The organism is Vibrio sp. 10N.261.51.C6 (genome assembly GCF_041471785.1).
GTDB classification, from domain to species: domain Bacteria; phylum Pseudomonadota; class Gammaproteobacteria; order Enterobacterales; family Vibrionaceae; genus Vibrio; species Vibrio crassostreae_C.
Map to the genome: position 1 here is coordinate 11,735 of NZ_JBFRPB010000053.1, position 17,426 is coordinate 29,160.

General features: G+C 47.1%; 16 protein-coding genes. 13 read left to right on the forward strand and 3 right to left on the reverse strand.

Features of this window, described 5'->3' with window-relative positions; all coding sequences use genetic code 11:
* The first annotated feature begins 57 nt into the window (after positions 1 to 57).
* The 3 genes from trkA to AB4375_RS14200 all read left to right on the forward strand — a co-directional run bounded on the left by trkA (position 58) and on the right by AB4375_RS14200 (position 3,577).
* Positions 58 to 1,434, forward strand: a complete 1,377-nt coding sequence (trkA, locus tag AB4375_RS14190; protein WP_004735766.1) for a Trk system potassium transporter TrkA — start codon at positions 58 to 60, stop codon at positions 1,432 to 1,434.
* Positions 1,435 to 1,529: 95 nt separating this feature from the next.
* Positions 1,530 to 2,975 (forward strand): TrkH family potassium uptake protein, encoded by a 1,446-nt coding sequence (locus AB4375_RS14195; RefSeq protein WP_029235459.1) that lies wholly within the window; start codon positions 1,530 to 1,532, stop codon positions 2,973 to 2,975.
* A 26-nt stretch (positions 2,976 to 3,001) separates the two neighbouring features.
* Entirely contained in the window at positions 3,002 to 3,577 is a 576-nt protein-coding gene (locus AB4375_RS14200; protein WP_017065828.1) for a DUF3157 family protein, read from the forward strand.
* Here AB4375_RS14200 and AB4375_RS14205 read toward each other — a convergent pair.
* Together AB4375_RS14205 and AB4375_RS14210 are read right to left on the reverse strand one after the other, a co-directional pair.
* Complete coding sequence (locus AB4375_RS14205; protein ID WP_017063010.1) at positions 3,574 to 4,227, reverse strand: hemolysin III family protein; 654 nt, start codon at positions 4,225 to 4,227, stop codon at positions 3,574 to 3,576. The two genes, AB4375_RS14200 and AB4375_RS14205, sit on opposite strands and share 4 nt — an antisense overlap.
* A 156-nt stretch (positions 4,228 to 4,383) precedes the next feature.
* Positions 4,384 to 5,175 carry a sporulation protein gene (locus tag AB4375_RS14210; protein ID WP_017058778.1) on the reverse strand — a complete coding sequence of 264 codons (792 nt, stop codon included), beginning with the start codon at positions 5,173 to 5,175 and terminating at the stop codon, positions 4,384 to 4,386.
* A 283-nt stretch (positions 5,176 to 5,458) separates the two neighbouring features.
* On the opposite strand from AB4375_RS14210, the gene AB4375_RS14215 reads away from it, so the two are divergent.
* From AB4375_RS14215 to AB4375_RS14240, 6 genes are all read left to right on the forward strand, one after another.
* A complete protein-coding gene (locus AB4375_RS14215) occupies positions 5,459 to 5,626 on the forward strand; it encodes a hypothetical protein (RefSeq protein WP_004739323.1) in 168 nt (55 codons plus the stop codon).
* Between the two features lie 131 nt (positions 5,627 to 5,757).
* Entirely contained in the window at positions 5,758 to 6,021 is a 264-nt protein-coding gene (locus AB4375_RS14220) for a YihD family protein (RefSeq protein ID WP_009848104.1), read from the forward strand.
* A 326-nt stretch (positions 6,022 to 6,347) separates the two neighbouring features.
* Positions 6,348 to 7,766, forward strand: a complete 1,419-nt coding sequence (gene ccoG / locus AB4375_RS14225) for a cytochrome c oxidase accessory protein CcoG (protein WP_017069573.1) — start codon at positions 6,348 to 6,350, stop codon at positions 7,764 to 7,766.
* 73 nt (positions 7,767 to 7,839) lie between these two features.
* Positions 7,840 to 8,826, forward strand: coding sequence for a serine/threonine protein kinase (locus AB4375_RS14230; protein WP_017071765.1), 987 nt, complete (start codon positions 7,840 to 7,842; stop codon positions 8,824 to 8,826).
* 55 nt (positions 8,827 to 8,881) lie between these two features.
* On the forward strand, positions 8,882 to 9,481 hold the full coding sequence (locus tag AB4375_RS14235) for a thiol:disulfide interchange protein DsbA/DsbL (protein WP_017063015.1): 600 nt from the start codon (positions 8,882 to 8,884) through the stop codon (positions 9,479 to 9,481).
* Between the two features lie 140 nt (positions 9,482 to 9,621).
* Entirely contained in the window at positions 9,622 to 10,578 is a 957-nt protein-coding gene (locus tag AB4375_RS14240; protein WP_017069572.1) for a DUF2860 domain-containing protein, read from the forward strand.
* 62 nt (positions 10,579 to 10,640) lie between these two features.
* Here the strand turns inward: AB4375_RS14240 and AB4375_RS14245 are convergent, their stop codons facing one another.
* The gene (locus tag AB4375_RS14245) at positions 10,641 to 12,164 is read right to left on the reverse strand and encodes a YifB family Mg chelatase-like AAA ATPase (RefSeq protein WP_372051839.1); all 1,524 of its coding nucleotides are present in this window, start codon (positions 12,162 to 12,164) and stop codon (positions 10,641 to 10,643) included.
* 472 nt (positions 12,165 to 12,636) lie between these two features.
* On the opposite strand from AB4375_RS14245, the gene ilvG reads away from it, so the two are divergent.
* Genes ilvG through ilvD form a run of 4 tightly spaced genes read left to right on the forward strand, consistent with a single transcriptional unit; the run spans position 12,637 to position 17,425 of the window.
* The gene (ilvG, locus tag AB4375_RS14250; RefSeq protein WP_102321080.1) at positions 12,637 to 14,283 is read left to right on the forward strand and encodes an acetolactate synthase 2 catalytic subunit; all 1,647 of its coding nucleotides are present in this window, start codon (positions 12,637 to 12,639) and stop codon (positions 14,281 to 14,283) included.
* 1 nt (position 14,284) lies between these two features.
* Positions 14,285 to 14,569, forward strand: coding sequence for an acetolactate synthase 2 small subunit (ilvM, locus tag AB4375_RS14255; protein WP_017055442.1), 285 nt, complete (start codon positions 14,285 to 14,287; stop codon positions 14,567 to 14,569).
* Between the two features lie 12 nt (positions 14,570 to 14,581).
* The gene (locus AB4375_RS14260; RefSeq protein WP_372051841.1) at positions 14,582 to 15,550 is read left to right on the forward strand and encodes a branched-chain amino acid transaminase; all 969 of its coding nucleotides are present in this window, start codon (positions 14,582 to 14,584) and stop codon (positions 15,548 to 15,550) included.
* A gap of 33 nt (positions 15,551 to 15,583) precedes the next feature.
* Complete coding sequence (gene ilvD / locus AB4375_RS14265; RefSeq protein ID WP_017066753.1) at positions 15,584 to 17,425, forward strand: dihydroxy-acid dehydratase; 1,842 nt, start codon at positions 15,584 to 15,586, stop codon at positions 17,423 to 17,425.
* Position 17,426 lies beyond the last annotated feature (1 nt).

Genomic DNA, 17,426 nt, shown 5'->3' on the forward strand with positions numbered 1-17,426 from the left:
ATTATCAAAATAAAGTTAGATAACTAGAATTACCACGGTAAAGAAAAGAGAAAGGCTATGAAGATCATTATCCTGGGTGCTGGACAAGTTGGCGGTACCCTTGCTGAAAACCTAGTTGGTGAAAACAACGACATCACCATTGTCGACCGTAATGCTGACCGACTTCGTGAACTTCAGGATAAGTACGACCTTAGGGTTGTAAACGGTTATGCCAGCCACCCAAACACACTACGTGAAGCGGGTGCGCAAGATGCCGACATGTTGGTTGCCGTAACCAACATGGATGAAACCAACATGGCTGCGTGTCAGGTTGCTTTCTCTCTTTTCAATACGCCGAACCGAATTGCTCGTATTCGCTCTCCTCAATACCTAGAAGAGAAAGAAGCGTTATTCAAATCAGGTGCCATCCCAGTCGATCACCTGATCGCACCCGAAGAGCTAGTGACCAGCTACATCGAGCGCCTGATTCAATACCCAGGCGCACTGCAGGTTGTGAGCTTTGCTGAACAGAAGGTTAGCCTAGTAGCAGTAAAAGCCTACTACGGTGGTCCACTGGTTGGTAACGCATTGTCTGCTTTGCGTGAGCACATGCCGCACATTGATACCCGTGTTGCCGCTATTTTCCGTCAAGGTCGCCCTATTCGTCCACAAGGCACCACCATCATTGAAGCCGATGATGAAGTGTTCTTCGTCGCAGCGAGTAACCACATCCGCTCAGTAATGAGTGAGCTACAGCGCCTAGAGAAACCGTACCGCCGCATCATGATTGTCGGTGGTGGTAACATTGGTGCAAGCTTGGCAAAACGCCTTGAGCAGAGCTACAGTATCAAGCTTATCGAGCGCAGCTACACTCGCGCCGAGAAGCTGTCTGAAGAATTAGAAAACACCATCGTATTCTGTGGTGATGCCGCCGATCAAGAGCTGCTGACCGAGGAGAACATCGATCAAGTGGACGTGTTCATCGCCCTAACCAATGAAGATGAAACCAACATCATGTCAGCCATGCTGGCGAAGCGAATGGGTGCCAAGAAGGTAATGGTACTGATTCAGCGTGGTGCTTACGTAGACCTTGTTCAGGGTGGTGTGATTGATATTGCTATCTCGCCACAGCAAGCGACCATTTCTGCGCTGCTTACTCACGTTCGTCGTGCTGATATCGTAAACGTATCCTCTCTACGTCGCGGCGCTGCAGAGGCGATCGAAGCGATTGCTCACGGTGACGAAACCACCTCTAAAGTGGTTGGCCGAGCGATTGGCGACATCAAGTTACCACCGGGCACCACTATTGGTGCGATTGTTCGCGGAGAAGAAGTACTTATCGCGCACGATAGAACCGTAATCGAACAGGATGACCACGTAGTGATGTTCCTAGTGGACAAGAAATACGTACCGGATGTTGAGTCTCTATTCCAACCGAGCCCGTTCTTCTTATAGCCTTGTTCTCGTGAGCTTCTTCTCGCAACTTTCTTTTGTGAGAACGGCGCTCCGGCACAAAGCTGTAATCAATTAAAGCTATGGTCTATTAAGCTATGGTCAACTTTCGTCCGATATTATTAGTGATAGGGTTAGTGTTATCAAAACTCGCCCTTTTCATGTACATCCCTACATTGGTTGCCTTTTTCACAGGCACCGGTGGCTTCCTCGAGTTTGGTCAGTCGGTAGTGATCACGCACATTGTGGCGTTCATCTGCTTGAGCTTAGGCCGTTCAGCTAAGTTCCGACTTGGGGTACGGGACATGTTCCTGATCACCTCTCTGGTATGGACGATAGCCAGTGCCTTTGCTGCACTGCCGTTTGTCTTCATCAACCACATCAGCTTCATTGACGCCTATTTTGAAACCATGTCTGGTATCACCACGACAGGCTCAACCGTATTAAGCGGCTTAGACAGCATGGCTCCAAGTATTCTGTTGTGGCGTTCTATACTGCAATGGTTAGGTGGCATCGGCTTCATCGTTATGGCGGTAGCGGTTCTGCCAATGCTCAACGTCGGTGGTATGCGCCTGTTCCAAACCGAATCATCCGATTGGTCAGATAAAAGCAGCCCACGAGCGAAAACGGTCGCCAAGAACATCGTGGCGGTTTATCTGGTTCTGACTGGGTTGTGCATCATTAGCTACCTGTTTGCAGGCATGGGTATCTTTGACGCAATCAATCATGCCTTCACAACACTGTCTACGGGTGGTTACTCAACATCAGATGGCTCAATGAACCACTTCTCTAACAGTGCTCACTGGGTAGGAACCCTGTTCATGTTCCTTGGTGGTCTGCCGTTCCTACTGTTTGTTAGCGCACTGCGTGGTAGAAAACTCTCTATCCTCTACAAAGACGCGCAAGTGAGAGGTTTCACCTATCTATTCTTGGTCACCAGTGCCGTGATATCGACATGGTTGGTGGTTAGAGATGGCTACACAGTCATGGATGCGATGCGTGTTTCGATGTTCAACATTGTGTCAGTCGTAACCACAACCGGTTTTGGCTTAGAAGATTTCACCGCGTGGGGCGCTTTGCCTACCACGCTGTTTGCCTTTTTAATGATGGCGGGCGCGTGCTCAGGTTCAACCTCTGGTGGTATCAAGATCTTCCGCTTCCAGATCGCGATGACCATGCTTCATAAGCAGATGATGAAACTGATTCACCCGTCGGGCGTGTTTGTTCAACGCTACAATCAGCGACCGGTGAATGACGATATTGTGCGTTCACTAGTCGCATTTGGTTTGATGTTCTTTATTACGATTATCTTAATTGCAGGTGGCTTGAGCGCGATGGGGCTTGATCCCGTGACCAGTATATCTGGCGCTATCACAGCCGTTGCCAACGTTGGTCCTGGTATGGGCAGCGTTATCGGTCCAACCGGGAACTTTGCTCCACTGCCCGACGCCGCTAAATGGTTGCTAAGCTTAGGAATGCTGATGGGGCGACTCGAGATATTGACGCTCATTGTTCTATTTTTCCCAGCCTTTTGGCGACGTTAACCAAGCACAAAATCAAGGAAACACAGATGAAATCATACGTACTTCTCGCTAGCGCATTGCTCGCAAACTCAGTATTCGTAAGTTCTGCCTTTGCTGATCAAATGGTCACCTTGCCTGATGGCAAGCAAGTGTTACTCAAAGATGATTTTACTTGGCAATACGTGGCACCAAAGCAAACGGAAGCAGCAACGACAACATCAGAGACTGCAGTGCCTGTCGTAGCCGTACCTGTCGCAACGAACACGCGTGGCACTACGATTGTGGTTAATAGTAAAAAGCCAAGCTTACAGCTGTCTCAGTCAGGAGTGGATGTTGTACTGGGTGCAAGTCGCTATGAAGATGGTGAGCTTATCATTCCGACAGCCATCACTAACCAAGGCACTCAAGCGGTCATTTTGGTATCACTTAACATCAGCGTATTTACTGCAGAAGGTGAGTTGTTGGCAGAAGAAGAAGTTGCTGTGTGGAAATCAATCAAACGAATGGCCGACACATACCTACGACCAAAGACGGGTGAAGAAGGCAAGCTCATCAAGCTCGACCTAGAACAACACCCTGAATATCAGATTAAAGCTGAGATTACTGAGGTACTGGCTCGCTAAACCGGAGTCACGTACAAATAAATAGCGAAGAAATGGCAAGCGCAGCCCGCCAACACAAACAAATGCCAGATGGCATGATTGTAAGGGATGCGTTTTGCCACATAGAAAATCACACCCAACGAGTAAATCACGCCACCGAGTGCTAGTAGCACCAAACCACCCATCTCGATATTCATCGCCAGTTGATAAACCACAATCAGCGATAACCAACCCATCGCCAAGTAAGTCACCAATGACAAACGCTTAAATCGGTAGACGAAGGCAATCTTCATAATGATTCCGACTAGCGCGATACCCCAAATCACTGCCATCAAACCCATCGCCAATGGTGTTCTTAAACTCACCAATAAAAATGGCGTGTAACTGCCCGCGATCAATAAGTAGATCGCACAGTGATCGAGAGTTTTCAGTAATCGCTTGGTCTTTTCTGTGGTGATCGAGTGATAAAGCGTGGAAGCGAGAAAGAGTAGGATAATACTGCTGCCATATACCGCCATACTCGCAATAGTCAGTATGTCGGCTTGATGGTCAAACGCACGAATCAGCAGCAGGATTAAACCAACCACGCCAAGCACAACACCCAAGCCATGGGTTATCGCATTGGCGCGTTCTTCGATGTCACTGTATTCGCTCGCCGATGATGCAGACATGATTATCCTACTAGAGTAAATGTTCGATTTGCCTAGTATTGCACATTAAGCTTACACGTGTAAGCTTAAATTTTTATGACATCTTTTATGACATTAATAACGCCTAAACGGTGTGATGAAGCTAAGGTCTCTAAAGCTACAGAACCAAAGAGCTAACTAAGATGCGTTGTCTAGATACTCAAGTACCATCTTGCCCGCATCTTGTGGTGACGTATCCAATGGCACACTCAATTGACGCTGCAGTTGGCCAATGCCTAACAAGCTCGCCAACATGCCTTTTGCACCATCGCGATTACGGTCTATCTCAAACCACAACTTAAGCTCGGTTTCATCACGATGAGCAACCACTTCCAGTTCACGCCAGCGGCCATGATATGGACCAGTGGTAGGGACAAACTCAAACTCTTGAACAAATGGCAGTTCAAAGCCCTCTACTGCTTCGCACTCAACTTGGCGAATGCGTAAACCTTGAGCTTCAAGCTCGTTAAAAATACCATCGAGGAGTGCGTCAGGGCGCACCGTTAAGATGTCTTTATCCGATGGATCAATCGCCATCGCAATATCGAGCCCGGTTTCTAGCCACACCTTTGAATCACCAATCGTGACAGGTGTGTTCAGCGGGACATCAAACTCACATTCAAAATCACGGGTTTCACCCGGCTGAATAACAAAGGCATACGGCAGGCTCCATTTGGCCAACGAGTATGTCTGGTGCATTCGACGTGTTTGACCGCCCTCTTGCCTTTGCGAATTCATAGTAATTTCTTTGACGTAACGACAGCACAAGTTGAGATCGATATTGTCGATCTCTTGTGGCTGAGCGCCACCATAGACATGCACAATAATGCTCGCCTTCTTGCCTGGATAAAGCACTTCCTGTTGCAATACAGAATCCACCTTGGCAGATCCAATTCCAAAACTTGCTAACGTTTTCTTTAAGAACGACATATGCACCTCCTTTAAAGCATCATCTTAAGCCTGAAAGAGGTTCAAACTCAAATATACTGCTCACACTATTTTAGCTCTAATATCGTCTATTTATCACTCAGGCGTCGATCGATAACTTAGATAGTGATAATCTAAGCCTTGATATGCATGCATATCATTATCCTGATTTATTCTTCGGATTGGCGAAAGCCAGACGAGTGACGCTTCAAGCAATTGAGGTGGAGCTCATGGTAAATCAGGCCATTAGATTGGCAATGGATATGCCTGACCGTTAGGTAAATTAATGCGCCCAACAGCTGTCAGGTTCTCGCACACCAACCGTAGTGCGATGCGTCGTCGTAGTGGCTTTGTTGCTGCTCCAACGGCTAAGAAATTGGCTCCGACAATGACTCTAGTTGAGAAGACTGCTTTATTAGCACCGACTACAACAAAAGTGATTAAAGCCGCTTAACAAAAAGCGCAGTTTTTACTGCGCTTTTTTCTTGCCCGCTCCCATCTTGAAATGTGTTTACACATTGGTATTCCCTACCCGATTTGATACCTTAGCCACAAATCATTATAAAATTTGTGGAGAAATAAAGTATGAAGTGTCACCGCATTGAAGAACTGCTTGAACTGATGGAGCCTGAGTGGCAGAAAGATCAAGAGCTTAACCTATTAGAGTTCATCATTAAGCTATCAAAAGAAGCGGGCTACCAAGGCAAGCTTGAAGAACTGACTGACGATGTTCTTATCTACCACCTAAAAATGCGCAACAGCGAAAAAGATGAAATGATCCCGGGCCTGAAAAAAGACCAAGAAGATGATTTCAAAACCGCAATTCTAAAAGCACGTGGCCTTCTTTAGTCGCCCGTTTGTTTAGAACTCAATTGCCGCATAGATAAAATACTCAATTTTAAAAAGCGACCACCAGGTCGCTTTTTTGTTTCTGTTCGCTATTTTTTCGTCACAACTGTTATGACTTTTGTTGTTAAAGGTTGATAGCGTTAAAGAAATGAGAACAAGATTGTCGCTATAATCGCCATCCATAAGAATCTTCTAAAATAATAAGAGTGAGTGCGATAACAACAAATGCACCAAGCTCAATTTCAACGGGTTCTCTAAACCATACTTTCAAGTAATGTCGTCATGCCCGACTTAACCGGGCAAACAAGCCACAAAAAGGATAGTCCATGAGTCAGGATAAAATCGATATCAAAGATGTGACTCCTAAAACCTTTAACCCGAAAACACATAAAGGTAATGGAGATCGATTTAACCCAAGTAACCGAATCTATGTTCGAGAAAGCAAAGGTAAATTCCAACAACTGCGTCGCTATGGCGGTTGGTTCTTACTTTTACTTTTTGCGCTTATCCCATGGATTCCCTTTGGTGAACGTCAAGCGATCTTGCTCGATATCGGCAGCCAACAGTTCAACTTCTTTGGCACCACCTTATACCCGCAAGATCTGACCCTACTCGCGATCCTATTTATGATTGCCGCGTTTGGCCTGTTTTTCATAACCACCTTCTTAGGCCGCGTCTGGTGTGGCTATTTATGCCCGCAAACCGTCTGGACCTTCATGTATATCTGGTTCGAAGAGAAGCTAGAAGGCGCTGCCAATAAGCGAAGAAAACAAGACTCGGGCAAACTGACGAGCAATTTAATCCTCAGAAAAACCCTCAAACACATTGCGTGGTGGGCGATTGCCATTGCGACGGGCTTAACCTTTGTTGGTTACTTCATCCCAATCAAAGAGTTAGTGGTTGGCTTCTTTACCTTTAACTCGTCTTTCTGGCCGGTGTTTTGGGTACTGTTCTTTGCTGGATGTACTTATGCCAATGCGGGTTGGATGCGTTCAATTGTTTGTCTGCACATGTGTCCTTACGCGCGTTTCCAGTCGGCAATGTTCGATAAAGACACCTTCATCGTTGGTTACAACACAGAACGTGGTGAAAGCCGTGGCCCTCGCTCTCGTAAAGCCGATCCAAAAGAGCTTGGTCTAGGCGACTGTATTGACTGTAATCTGTGTGTACAAGTGTGCCCTACGGGTATCGATATCCGTGACGGCCTGCAATACGAGTGTATTAACTGCGGCGCGTGTATTGATGCCTGTGACAACACGATGGAGCGTATGGGCTATGAGAAAGGCCTGATCAATTACACCACCGAGCACAGACTTGAAGGTCACTCGACCAAGGTAATGCGTCCCAAGCTGTTGGGCTATGGCGCTATCTTGATCGTGATGCTGGGCTTGTTCTTCGCCCAAATCGCGAGCGTTGATCCTGCCGGCCTAAGTGTTCTGCGTGACCGAAACCAACTGTTTAGAGTCAATAACCAAGGGTTGGTTGAAAACACCTACACCTTGAAAGTGATCAACAAGACTCAACAAGAGCAAGAGTACAAACTCGATGTTAGCGGACTGCCCGATTCTATCTGGTATGGTAAACAGACGATTACTGTCAATCCAGGCGAGGTTTTGAACCTACCTATCAGTTTGGGCGCCGACCCAGAAAAACTGAGCTCACCAGTTTCGACAATTCAGTTTATACTCTCGGATAATGAAGAGTTTACGATGGAAGTCGAAAGCCGCTTTATCAAGAAGCTCTGATACCCGCACCTTAGTGCTTGGTATAACAACCCAATAAATGGAAAAAGGCTCAGTAATGAGCCTTTTTTATTCTATGACGATGCAAGCCTTTAACTTTGATAACCTGACTCCTGACTTCATGTGGTACGCACTGGAGAGCATCGGAGTTCGCGCTGAATCCGGGCTTCTCGCTCTCAACAGTTACGAAAACCGTGTCTATCAGTTCACCGATGAAGACCGTAAGCGCTACGTCGTTAAGTTTTACCGTCCACAACGCTGGAACAAGGCACAGATCCAAGAAGAGCATGACTTCGCACTCGAGCTTATCGAACAAGAGATGCCGGTTGCGCCTCCAATGCGAATCAACGGTGCAACCTTACATGAATACCAAGGCTACCTATTTGCACTATTTGAAAGTGTTGGCGGCAGACAGTATGAAGTTGACAATCTAGATCAATTGGAAGGCGTAGGACGCTTTCTTGGTCGTATTCATAAAGCCAGCGCGGGAAGAACATTCCAGCATCGCCCGACCATCAGCTTAGATGAATACCTTTATCAGCCACGTAAGATTCTAGAGAACTCTCAGTTTATCCCGACGCACCTAGAAAATGCCTTCTTCAATGACGTTGACCTTCTGATCAAAGAGCTAGAGAGCCAGTGGCCGAGCAGCATTGAGAATATCCGCCTGCACGGTGACTGCCACCCTGGCAATATTTTGTGGCGCGATGGGCCAATGTTCGTCGATCTTGATGACGCACGTAACGGCCCTGCGATACAAGATCTGTGGATGCTGCTCAATGGCGAGCGCCAAGATAAGCTGATGCAACTGGATATTTTGCTAGAGAGTTACCAAGAGTTTTGCGATTTTAATACCGCACAACTGAAACTAATCGAACCACTACGCGGTCTACGTATGGTGCATTACATGGCATGGTTGGCGAAACGATGGCACGATCCTGCGTTTCCTCTGGCCTTCCCGTGGTTTAATGATCCGAAATATTGGGAGCAACAAGTACTTGCTTGTAAAGAGCAAATTGCTACCCTGCAAGAGCCACCACTTTCGTTAATGCCTCAGTGGTAACAGCAATCACAACATACAACTAGATAAAAATTCAAACATAATGGAGATTGGATAAATGAAAAAGCTATTCGCATTTTTCTCATTGATCATGTTGAGCCTTACCGCTCACGCTGCGAAATTTAACGAAGGTGAACACTACAAAGTTCTCGACCTAGAAGCATCAAAAAAACCAATGGTGACAGAGTTCTTCTCTTTTTACTGCCCACACTGTAATAGCTTTGAGCCAATCATCCAGCAGCTAAAACAACAGCTACCTAAAGACGCTAAGCTACAGAAGAACCATGTTTCATTCATGGGTGGCAACATGGGTCTGCCAATGAGCAAAGCTTACGCGACAATGATTGCACTGAAAGTTGAAGATAAAATGGTGCCAGTGATGTTTAACCGCATCCACACAATGAACAAGCCACCACGTGATGAAGAAGAACTGCGTCAAATCTTCCTAGACGAAGGCGTTGATGCGAAGAAATTCGATGCTGCGTATAATGGCTTTGCTGTAGATTCTATGGTTCGTCGCTTCGACAAAGCATTCAAAGACAGCGGCCTTTCAGGTGTACCCGCTGTTGTGGTTAACAACCGCTACCTAGTAGAAGCTCAAGGTATCAACTCTCTTGATGAGTACTTCGAGCTCGTGAACTTCTTATTAAAGAAGTAAGCCATTGATGAAAGGAAGCTTCGGCTTCCTTTTTTTTTGCTAGTTCAAAAATCATTATTGATAAATAATTAACCTGGAAGTTTAAAGCTTTACTGCTATTAATAACCCGTCCTAAGAACCGGTGGGCAAGGAGCCCTTGAATGAAAATAAAAATAACTCTCTTGGCATTGAGCGTTGCGGCTTCTCCCGCTTTTGCCAAGCTTGCAGACCAACAAGGTTTCAGTGGTGAAATCTCTCTCAATACCGGGGTTACCTCTTCCACCTCGAACTTTAATACCGATGCTGATAGCAATCTTTCATCCACAGATCAGAAGGCTTCTTCGGAAAGCTCTTTTCTGGTTGCTCCTTTAGGTAGTGTTGCTTATACCTTTGGTGAAAAGCTAAACCATCAGGTATACACAGGTACCGCGCGAGATGATGTAGCAACAGGTACTGTAGTTCTCGAAGTCGGTTACAAATACCAACTTGAGTCAGGCATGGTGATCGACGCTTCACTGCTGCCAACCATTATGTCTGGTGAAACTTGGGCTGATCCATACAACACCACATCAGCTCGCACCAAGACCGATGAAACTGGCAATGCGTTTCGTTTGAAGCTAAGCAACATTGCGGGCTCAGCTTTCTCGCTAGACATGGCCTATGCGACCAAAGATGTCGACAAGGATGATATTCAAGATCAAGAGCTCAAACGAGATGCCAATACTCTCTACTTGAAAGGTCAATATCGCCTGCCACTCAGTCGTACCATGATGCTTATTCCATCCGTCATCTATCAAACACGTGATGCTGATGGTAAAGCTGAATCTTACGACCAATTCGGTGGTGAGGTAAGCTTGTTTGGTGGCATGGGGCGTCACCAGTACGCACTAACAGCGGGTTACAACCAACGCTCTTACGATGCGAGCAACCCGATCTACGACAAGAAACGCAGCGACGACAATATCAACCTATTCGCCGCCTATGAGTATGATCAATTCATGGATTGGGAAAACTGGTCGTTTATTTCACTGGCAGGCTACGGCACCAGCGACTCGAACATTACCTTCTACGACGAGTCTCAATATATCGTTTCAGTTGGCTTGAACTACAAGTTCTAACCTTAGCGAGTATGAACTGCAATCCAACGAAAGCCTGCATCTAAGCAGGCTTTTTCTGCTTGCTAGACAGCTTGAGCCGTGAGTTGTTTCAGCAAGCGATCCATCGCGCGATAGCCTAGCGCTTCTGATAGATGTTTCTTTTCGATCTGCTCGTTACCGTCAAGGTCGGCAATGGTTCGTGCCACCTTAATAATTCGATGATAAGCACGAATCGATAAACCCAAGCGATGTAGTGCTGTCTCAAGAAACTCTGCATCTTCGCGTCGCAGTGGGCAATACTTCTCAATTTCTCGGCTACCTAACAGTGCATTCGATTTATGGTTGCGAGATAGCATTAACTCTCGCGCCTGCCTAACCCTTTGCTTAACTACTTGAGTGGTTTCACCGCGATCACCGCCTTCGGCCAACATTCCTTTTGGCAACAGAGGTATCTCCAATGACATATCGAACCTATCCAGCAAGGGCCCAGATAAGCGATTGAGGTAACGCAGGATGATCTGTGGGTTGGCGCGCGCCTGGTTACCTTCGTAATAACCCGTTGGACTTGGGTTAAGTGCACCGACCAATTGAAAACGCGCAGGAAAACGAGTCTTGCCCGCAGCACGGGAGATAATGATCTCGCCCGACTCTAGTGGCTCTCGTAATGAATCAAGCACCTTGCGCTCAAACTCCGGCATCTCATCTAAGAACAATAAGCCGTTATGCGCTAAAGAGATCTCTCCGGGGCGAGGCACCGAACCACCACCCACTAATGCCGCCATTGAACTGGAATGGTGAGGAGAGCGAAAAGGTCGTTGCTTCCAGTTGTATTGATTGATTTCTTGTTGCGTTAACGAGGCCACCGACGCGGTTTCCATCGCTTCGTCATCACTCATTTCAGGTAATAGGTCACGCAGTCGAGAAGCGAGCATAGTTTTTCCGGTTCCGGGTGGGCCAAGAAACAATAAGTTATGATTCCCAGCAGCGGCTATCTCTAGAGCTCGCTTTCCTTGTTGTTGGCCGATAATATCTTGTAGGTCGCGAAGCACTGAAACATCAGCCTGATGATGTTCCGTTCTATATAGCCCAAGCTGAGCCTGTCCACACATGTCAGCACAAACCTCCAACAAGGTTTGTGCAGATTTATGCGCTCCCTTGCCCACCAGCGCAGCCTGATCACCGTTATGATGTGGGACAACTAAGCATCGCTCTACACTGTCGGCGGCTAACGTCGCAGGCAAAACGCCCTTTACCGAGCGAAGTTCTCCTGACAATGCCAACTCACCGATAAATTCATGTTGATCTATTTTTGATGTCGGAAGCTGATCTGACGCCACCAAAATCCCAAGCGCGATGGGCAGGTCAAAACGGCCACCTTCTTTGGGCAAATCGGCTGGGGCGAGATTGACCGTGATTCTTTTCGATGGAAACTCAAAGCGAGAATTGATGATCGCGCTTCTCACTCGGTCTTTAGATTCCTTGACCGTTGTTTCAGGTAGACCCACCAGCGTGAAGCCAGGCATTCCGTTGCTTATATGCACCTCAACGGTCACTTCTGGCGCCTCTACACCCACACTAGCTCGGCTATGAATTATCGCGAGTCCCATAACTTTCCTTTGTCTTTGATTTAAAAGTATTCGCTCTGGATATTCGTTGCTCACCAAAGCGATAAGGTTGTTATATAGCTTGGTGGAATGGTATTTTAATGTGAAAAAAGAATGACATTTCCCTTGTCATGCGGCAGATTTGTGTGATAACACTAGAGATGTAGACATTTACTGAAGACAATAAACGAGAAAACTCGAATATTATGATTTTTAACGCTCGCATTTACGCACTGATTAACCTGATTATCGTAGTCATTATTAAGACTGCGCGGGGGCGAGTGGGAAGAAAGTAACCACGAATTAGAAAAAACCCCCGCACTGACAAGTCCGGGGGTTTTTTCTAATTTAAACATTCGATTTTTATATTTTTGAGCATTTTCGGCTTTGCCGATTTACAGGAAGAATGGGAGCACAAGATGTGCAGAGACAAAGGAAACAGTTACCAAAATAAAGGTAATACGGGAGAATTCCGATGAAAGGCGCAGAACTAGTCGTATCCGCACTCAAGCAACAAGGAATTGAGACCGTATTTGGTTACCCCGGTGGTGCCATCATGCCAATCTACGATGCACTCTATGACGGCGGGGTTGAACATATCCTATGTCGCCATGAGCAAGGCGCCGCTATGGCCGCGATCGGCATGGCTAGAGCAACACAAGATGTCGCTGTTTGTATGGCAACCTCGGGACCAGGTGCAACCAACCTAGTCACTGGCCTTGCTGATGCCTTTATGGATTCAATCCCATTGGTTGCTATCACAGGTCAGGTTGCAAGTTCCCACATTGGTACCGATGCATTTCAAGAAATGGATGTGATTGGTATGTCTCTGTCATGTACTAAACACAGCTACCTAGTAACTGATATTGAAGAGCTAGCTCCAACCCTCGCTGAAGCGTTTGTGGTAGCAAAGTCTGGCCGCCCTGGCCCGGTTATCGTCGATATCGCTAAAGACGTTCAACTAGCAGAAGCACCTGTTAACGCTCTTCCTGAATTTACTCCACCCGCAATTCCTGTTGCGACAACTGATGCCATTGAACAGGCACAGTACTTTTTGTCTCAAGCGACCCGTCCTGTTTTATACGTAGGTGGTGGTGTTCAACTTGCTAAAGCAACCGATGCGGTTCGTGAGTTTTTACGCCTAAACCCAATGCCAGCAGTAAGCACACTGAAAGGCTTGGGCACTATCGAACGTGACGACCCACACTACCTTGGCATGCTGGGTATGCACGGCACTAAAGCCGCTAACCTTGTGGTTCAAGAGAGTGACCTGTTGATTGTTGTCGGTGCTCGTTTTGATGACCGAGTAACTGGCAAACTCGATACCTTTGCGCCGCATGCTAAGGTTATCCATATCGATATCGATGCCGCTGAGTTCAGCAAACTGCGTCTTGCCAATGCGCCAATTCGCGGTGACATCAACAAGATCATGCCTCAACTAGAGCTAAGCCAAGACATCTCCTCTTGGGTTCATCACTCTGAAGGTCTTCGTAGCTCATTCAAATGGCGTTACGACCACCCTGGTGATCTGATTTTTGCTCCACTGCTGTTGAAGCAACTGTCAGACATGATGCCAGCAAGCTCTATCGTATCGACTGATGTGGGCCAACACCAAATGTGGGCAGCTCAGCACATTCAGCCTCGCGATCCACAGAACTTCATTACCTCTGCCGGTTTAGGCACCATGGGCTTTGGCTTGCCAGCTGCAATGGGTGCATCGGTTGGGCGTCCTGACGACCAATCTATACTTATCTCTGGTGACGGCTCGTTCATGATGAACATTCAAGAGCTTGGCACATTGAAGCGTCGTCAGATCCCAGTGAAGATGGTACTGCTTAATAACTCTCGTTTGGGCATGGTTCGCCAATGGCAATCGCTGTTCTTTGATGGCCGCCATAGTGAAACTATCCTAGATGACAACCCAGACTTCGTAATGCTAGCGAAAGCGTTCGATATCCCGGGTAAAACCATCACGCGTAAAGAAGAAGTAGAGCCAGCACTAAAAGAGATGCTAGAGAGCAAAACCGCCTACCTACTTCATGTTCTTATCGATGAAGAAGAGAACGTATGGCCACTAGTACCGCCAGGTGCTTCAAACAGTGAGATGTTGGAGAACACATAACATGAAAAGATACCTATTAGACATCAAAGCCGATGATAAGCCTGTACTACTAGAGCGTGTTCTTCGTGTTATCCGCCACCGTGGCTTTATTGTTAAGCAAGTAGCGGGCACTCAAAACCACGAAAGCAAAGTGGCGAGTGTTGAGATCATTGTAGACAGTGACCGTCCGATCTCTTTCTTAGTCAATCAAATCGAAAAGCTGTGGGATGTGCGTACCGTTGACGTTATCTCTATCAGTCGTAATGAATTGCCAAACAACAACTTACAACAAAAGATAAACGCATAAGGAACCACAAACATGACAGCTAAAACGGCAGACTATATTTGGTTTAACGGTGAGATGGTTCCTTGGGCAGAGGCGAACGTTCACGTCCTGACTCACGCAATGCACTACGGTACTTCTGTGTTTGAAGGTGTTCGTTGTTACAACACACCAAAAGGGCCGGTTATCTTCCGTCACCCTGAACATGCTAAGCGCCTAAAAGACTCAGCAAAAATCTATCGCTTCCCTATTCCTTACACTGAGGAAGAAATTATGGAAGCGACTCGCGAAACGCTACGCCAAAATAAGCTAGAGTCAGCGTACATCCGCCCTCTAGGTTTCGTAGGTAACGTTGGTTTGGGTGTCTGCCCGCCAGAAAATACTGAGATGGAACTGATCATCGCTGCTTTCCCTTGGGGGTCTTACCTAGGCGAAGAAGCACTAGAAAACGGCGTTGATGCAATGATTTCTAGCTGGAACCGTGCCGCTCCAAACACGATCCCAACCGCAGCAAAAGCCGGTGGTAACTACCTATCTTCACTATTAGTTGGTGGCGAAGCTCGCCGTCATGGTTACGATGAAGGCATCGCACTGAGTGTTGATGGTTACCTTTCTGAAGGGGCTGGTGAGAACATCTTTGTGGTACGTAACGGCCTGCTATCCACACCACCAGCGACCAGTGCGATTCTGCCGGGTATCACGCGTGATTCGATCATGACACTAGCAAAAGACATGGGTTATGAGATCCGTGAAGAGAACATTGCTCGTGAAGCGCTATACCTTGCCGATGAAGTATTCATGACAGGCACAGCGGCGGAAATCGTTCCGGTTCGCAGCGTAGACAAAATTACAGTAGGTGAAGGCAAACGCGGTCCTATCACTGAAAAAGTTCAAGCGGCTTACTTTGGTCTATTCAATGGAACCACTGAAGATAAGTGGGGCTGGTTAGACTACGTTTACCCAGCAGACCAAACTTCAGAAAACCAAACGCAAACAACTAAGTAAGCAACAGCCAAATATTTTATAAGGATTTAAGCAATGCCAATCTATCGTTCAGCAACGACTACCCACGGACGCAACATGGCTGGTGCGCGCGCTTTATGGCGTGCAACTGGCGTTAAAGATGATGACTTCGGTAAGCCAATCATCGCAGTTGTAAACTCTTTCACTCAATTCGTACCAGGCCACGTTCACCTTAAAGATATGGGTCAATTGGTAGCAGGTGAAATCGAGAAAGCGGGCGGTATCGCTAAAGAATTCAACACCATCGCAGTTGATGATGGTATCGCAATGGGTCACGGTGGCATGCTGTACTCACTGCCATCACGTGAGCTTATCGCAGACTCAGTAGAGTACATGGTGAATGCTCACTGTGCGGATGCGATGGTATGTATCTCTAACTGTGACAAAATCACTCCGGGAATGATGATGGCTGCAATGCGCCTTAACATCCCAGTGATCTTTGTATCAGGCGGCCCAATGGAAGCAGGTAAAACCAAGCTTTCCGATCAAATCATCAAGTTAGACCTTGTTGATGCAATGATTCAAGGTGCCGATCCAACGATTTCTGATGAGCAAAGTGAGCAAGTAGAACGTTCTGCGTGTCCGACATGTGGTTCTTGTTCAGGTATGTTCACGGCTAACTCAATGAACTGTCTAACTGAAGCGCTAGGCCTATCTCAGCCTGGTAACGGTTCTATGCTAGCAACGCACGCAGACCGTGAAGAGCTATTCATCAATGCTGGTAAGCGCATCGTTGACCTAACCAAGCGTTACTACGAGCAAGATGACGAATCAGCACTGCCTCGTAACATCGCAAACCGCGCAGCATTTGAAAACGCGATGGCACTGGATATCGCAATGGGCGGTTCTAGTAACACCGTTCTTCACCTATTGGCTTCTGCTCAAGAAGGTGAGATTGATTTTGATATGGGCGATATCGACGAGATGTCTCGCCGCGTTCCACACCTATGTAAGGTTGCACCTTCAACGCCTAAATACCACATGGAAGACGTTCACCGCGCTGGTGGTGTAATGGCTATCCTAGGTGAATTAGATCGTGCTGGCCTACTGAACAACCAGACTCGCACAGTGCTTGGTCTAAGCATGCAAGAGCAGCTAGCTCAATACGACATCATGCAGACAGAAGACGAAGCAGTGCTTAAGTTCTTCCGTGCTGGCCCTGCAGGCATTCGTACTACCAAAGCATTTTCACAAGATTGCCGTTGGGATCGTCTTGATGACGACCGTAAAGAAGGTTGTATCCGTACTAAAGAGAACGCATTCAGCCAAGAAGGCGGCCTGGCGGTTCTTTCGGGCAACATCGCGGTTGATGGCTGTATCGTTAAGACAGCAGGCGTTGATGAAGAAAACCTGAAATTCCAAGGCCCAGCTATCGTATTTGAAAGCCAAGATAGTGCTGTTGATGGCATCTTAGGTGGCAAAGTGAAAGCGGGCGAAGTGGTTGTTATTCGTTACGAAGGTCCTAAAGGTGGTCCGGGCATGCAAGAAATGCTTTACCCAACCACTTACCTAAAATCAATGGGTCTAGGCAAGTCTTGTGCTCTATTAACAGATGGTCGTTTCTCGGGTGGTACATCGGGTCTGTCTATCGGTCACGCTTCTCCAGAAGCAGCAAGTGGCGGTGTGATTGGTCTAGTAAACACTGGCGATATCATCACTATCGACATCCCTAGCCGTTCGATCACACTTGATGTGCCTGAAGCTGAACTAGAAGCGCGTCGTGTTAAGCAAGACGCACTAGGCTGGAAACCAGAAAACCGTCAGCGTGAAGTGTCTTTCGCACTGAAAGCTTACGCAAGCATGGCGACCAGTGCCGACAAAGGCGCAGTACGTGATAAGTCTAAGCTTGAGGGCTAAC

Excerpts from the sequence above, each read along its gene's own strand:
- trkA (WP_004735766.1), top strand. The coding sequence starts at position 58 with ATGAAGATCATTATCCTGGGTGCTGGACAAGTTGGCGGTACCCTTGCT.
- AB4375_RS14195 (WP_029235459.1), top strand. The coding sequence starts at position 1,530 with ATGGTCAACTTTCGTCCGATATTATTAGTGATAGGGTTAGTGTTATCA.
- AB4375_RS14200 (WP_017065828.1), top strand. The coding sequence starts at position 3,002 with ATGAAATCATACGTACTTCTCGCTAGCGCATTGCTCGCAAACTCAGTA.
- AB4375_RS14205 (WP_017063010.1), bottom strand. The coding sequence starts at position 4,227 with ATGTCTGCATCATCGGCGAGCGAATACAGTGACATCGAAGAACGCGCC.
- AB4375_RS14210 (WP_017058778.1), bottom strand. The coding sequence starts at position 5,175 with ATGTCGTTCTTAAAGAAAACGTTAGCAAGTTTTGGAATTGGATCTGCC.
- AB4375_RS14215 (WP_004739323.1), top strand. The coding sequence starts at position 5,459 with ATGCGCCCAACAGCTGTCAGGTTCTCGCACACCAACCGTAGTGCGATG.
- AB4375_RS14220 (WP_009848104.1), top strand. The coding sequence starts at position 5,758 with ATGAAGTGTCACCGCATTGAAGAACTGCTTGAACTGATGGAGCCTGAG.
- ccoG (WP_017069573.1), top strand. The coding sequence starts at position 6,348 with ATGAGTCAGGATAAAATCGATATCAAAGATGTGACTCCTAAAACCTTT.
- AB4375_RS14230 (WP_017071765.1), top strand. The coding sequence starts at position 7,840 with ATGACGATGCAAGCCTTTAACTTTGATAACCTGACTCCTGACTTCATG.
- AB4375_RS14235 (WP_017063015.1), top strand. The coding sequence starts at position 8,882 with ATGAAAAAGCTATTCGCATTTTTCTCATTGATCATGTTGAGCCTTACC.
- AB4375_RS14240 (WP_017069572.1), top strand. The coding sequence starts at position 9,622 with ATGAAAATAAAAATAACTCTCTTGGCATTGAGCGTTGCGGCTTCTCCC.
- AB4375_RS14245 (WP_372051839.1), bottom strand. The coding sequence starts at position 12,164 with ATGGGACTCGCGATAATTCATAGCCGAGCTAGTGTGGGTGTAGAGGCG.
- ilvG (WP_102321080.1), top strand. The coding sequence starts at position 12,637 with ATGAAAGGCGCAGAACTAGTCGTATCCGCACTCAAGCAACAAGGAATT.
- ilvM (WP_017055442.1), top strand. The coding sequence starts at position 14,285 with ATGAAAAGATACCTATTAGACATCAAAGCCGATGATAAGCCTGTACTA.
- AB4375_RS14260 (WP_372051841.1), top strand. The coding sequence starts at position 14,582 with ATGACAGCTAAAACGGCAGACTATATTTGGTTTAACGGTGAGATGGTT.
- ilvD (WP_017066753.1), top strand. The coding sequence starts at position 15,584 with ATGCCAATCTATCGTTCAGCAACGACTACCCACGGACGCAACATGGCT.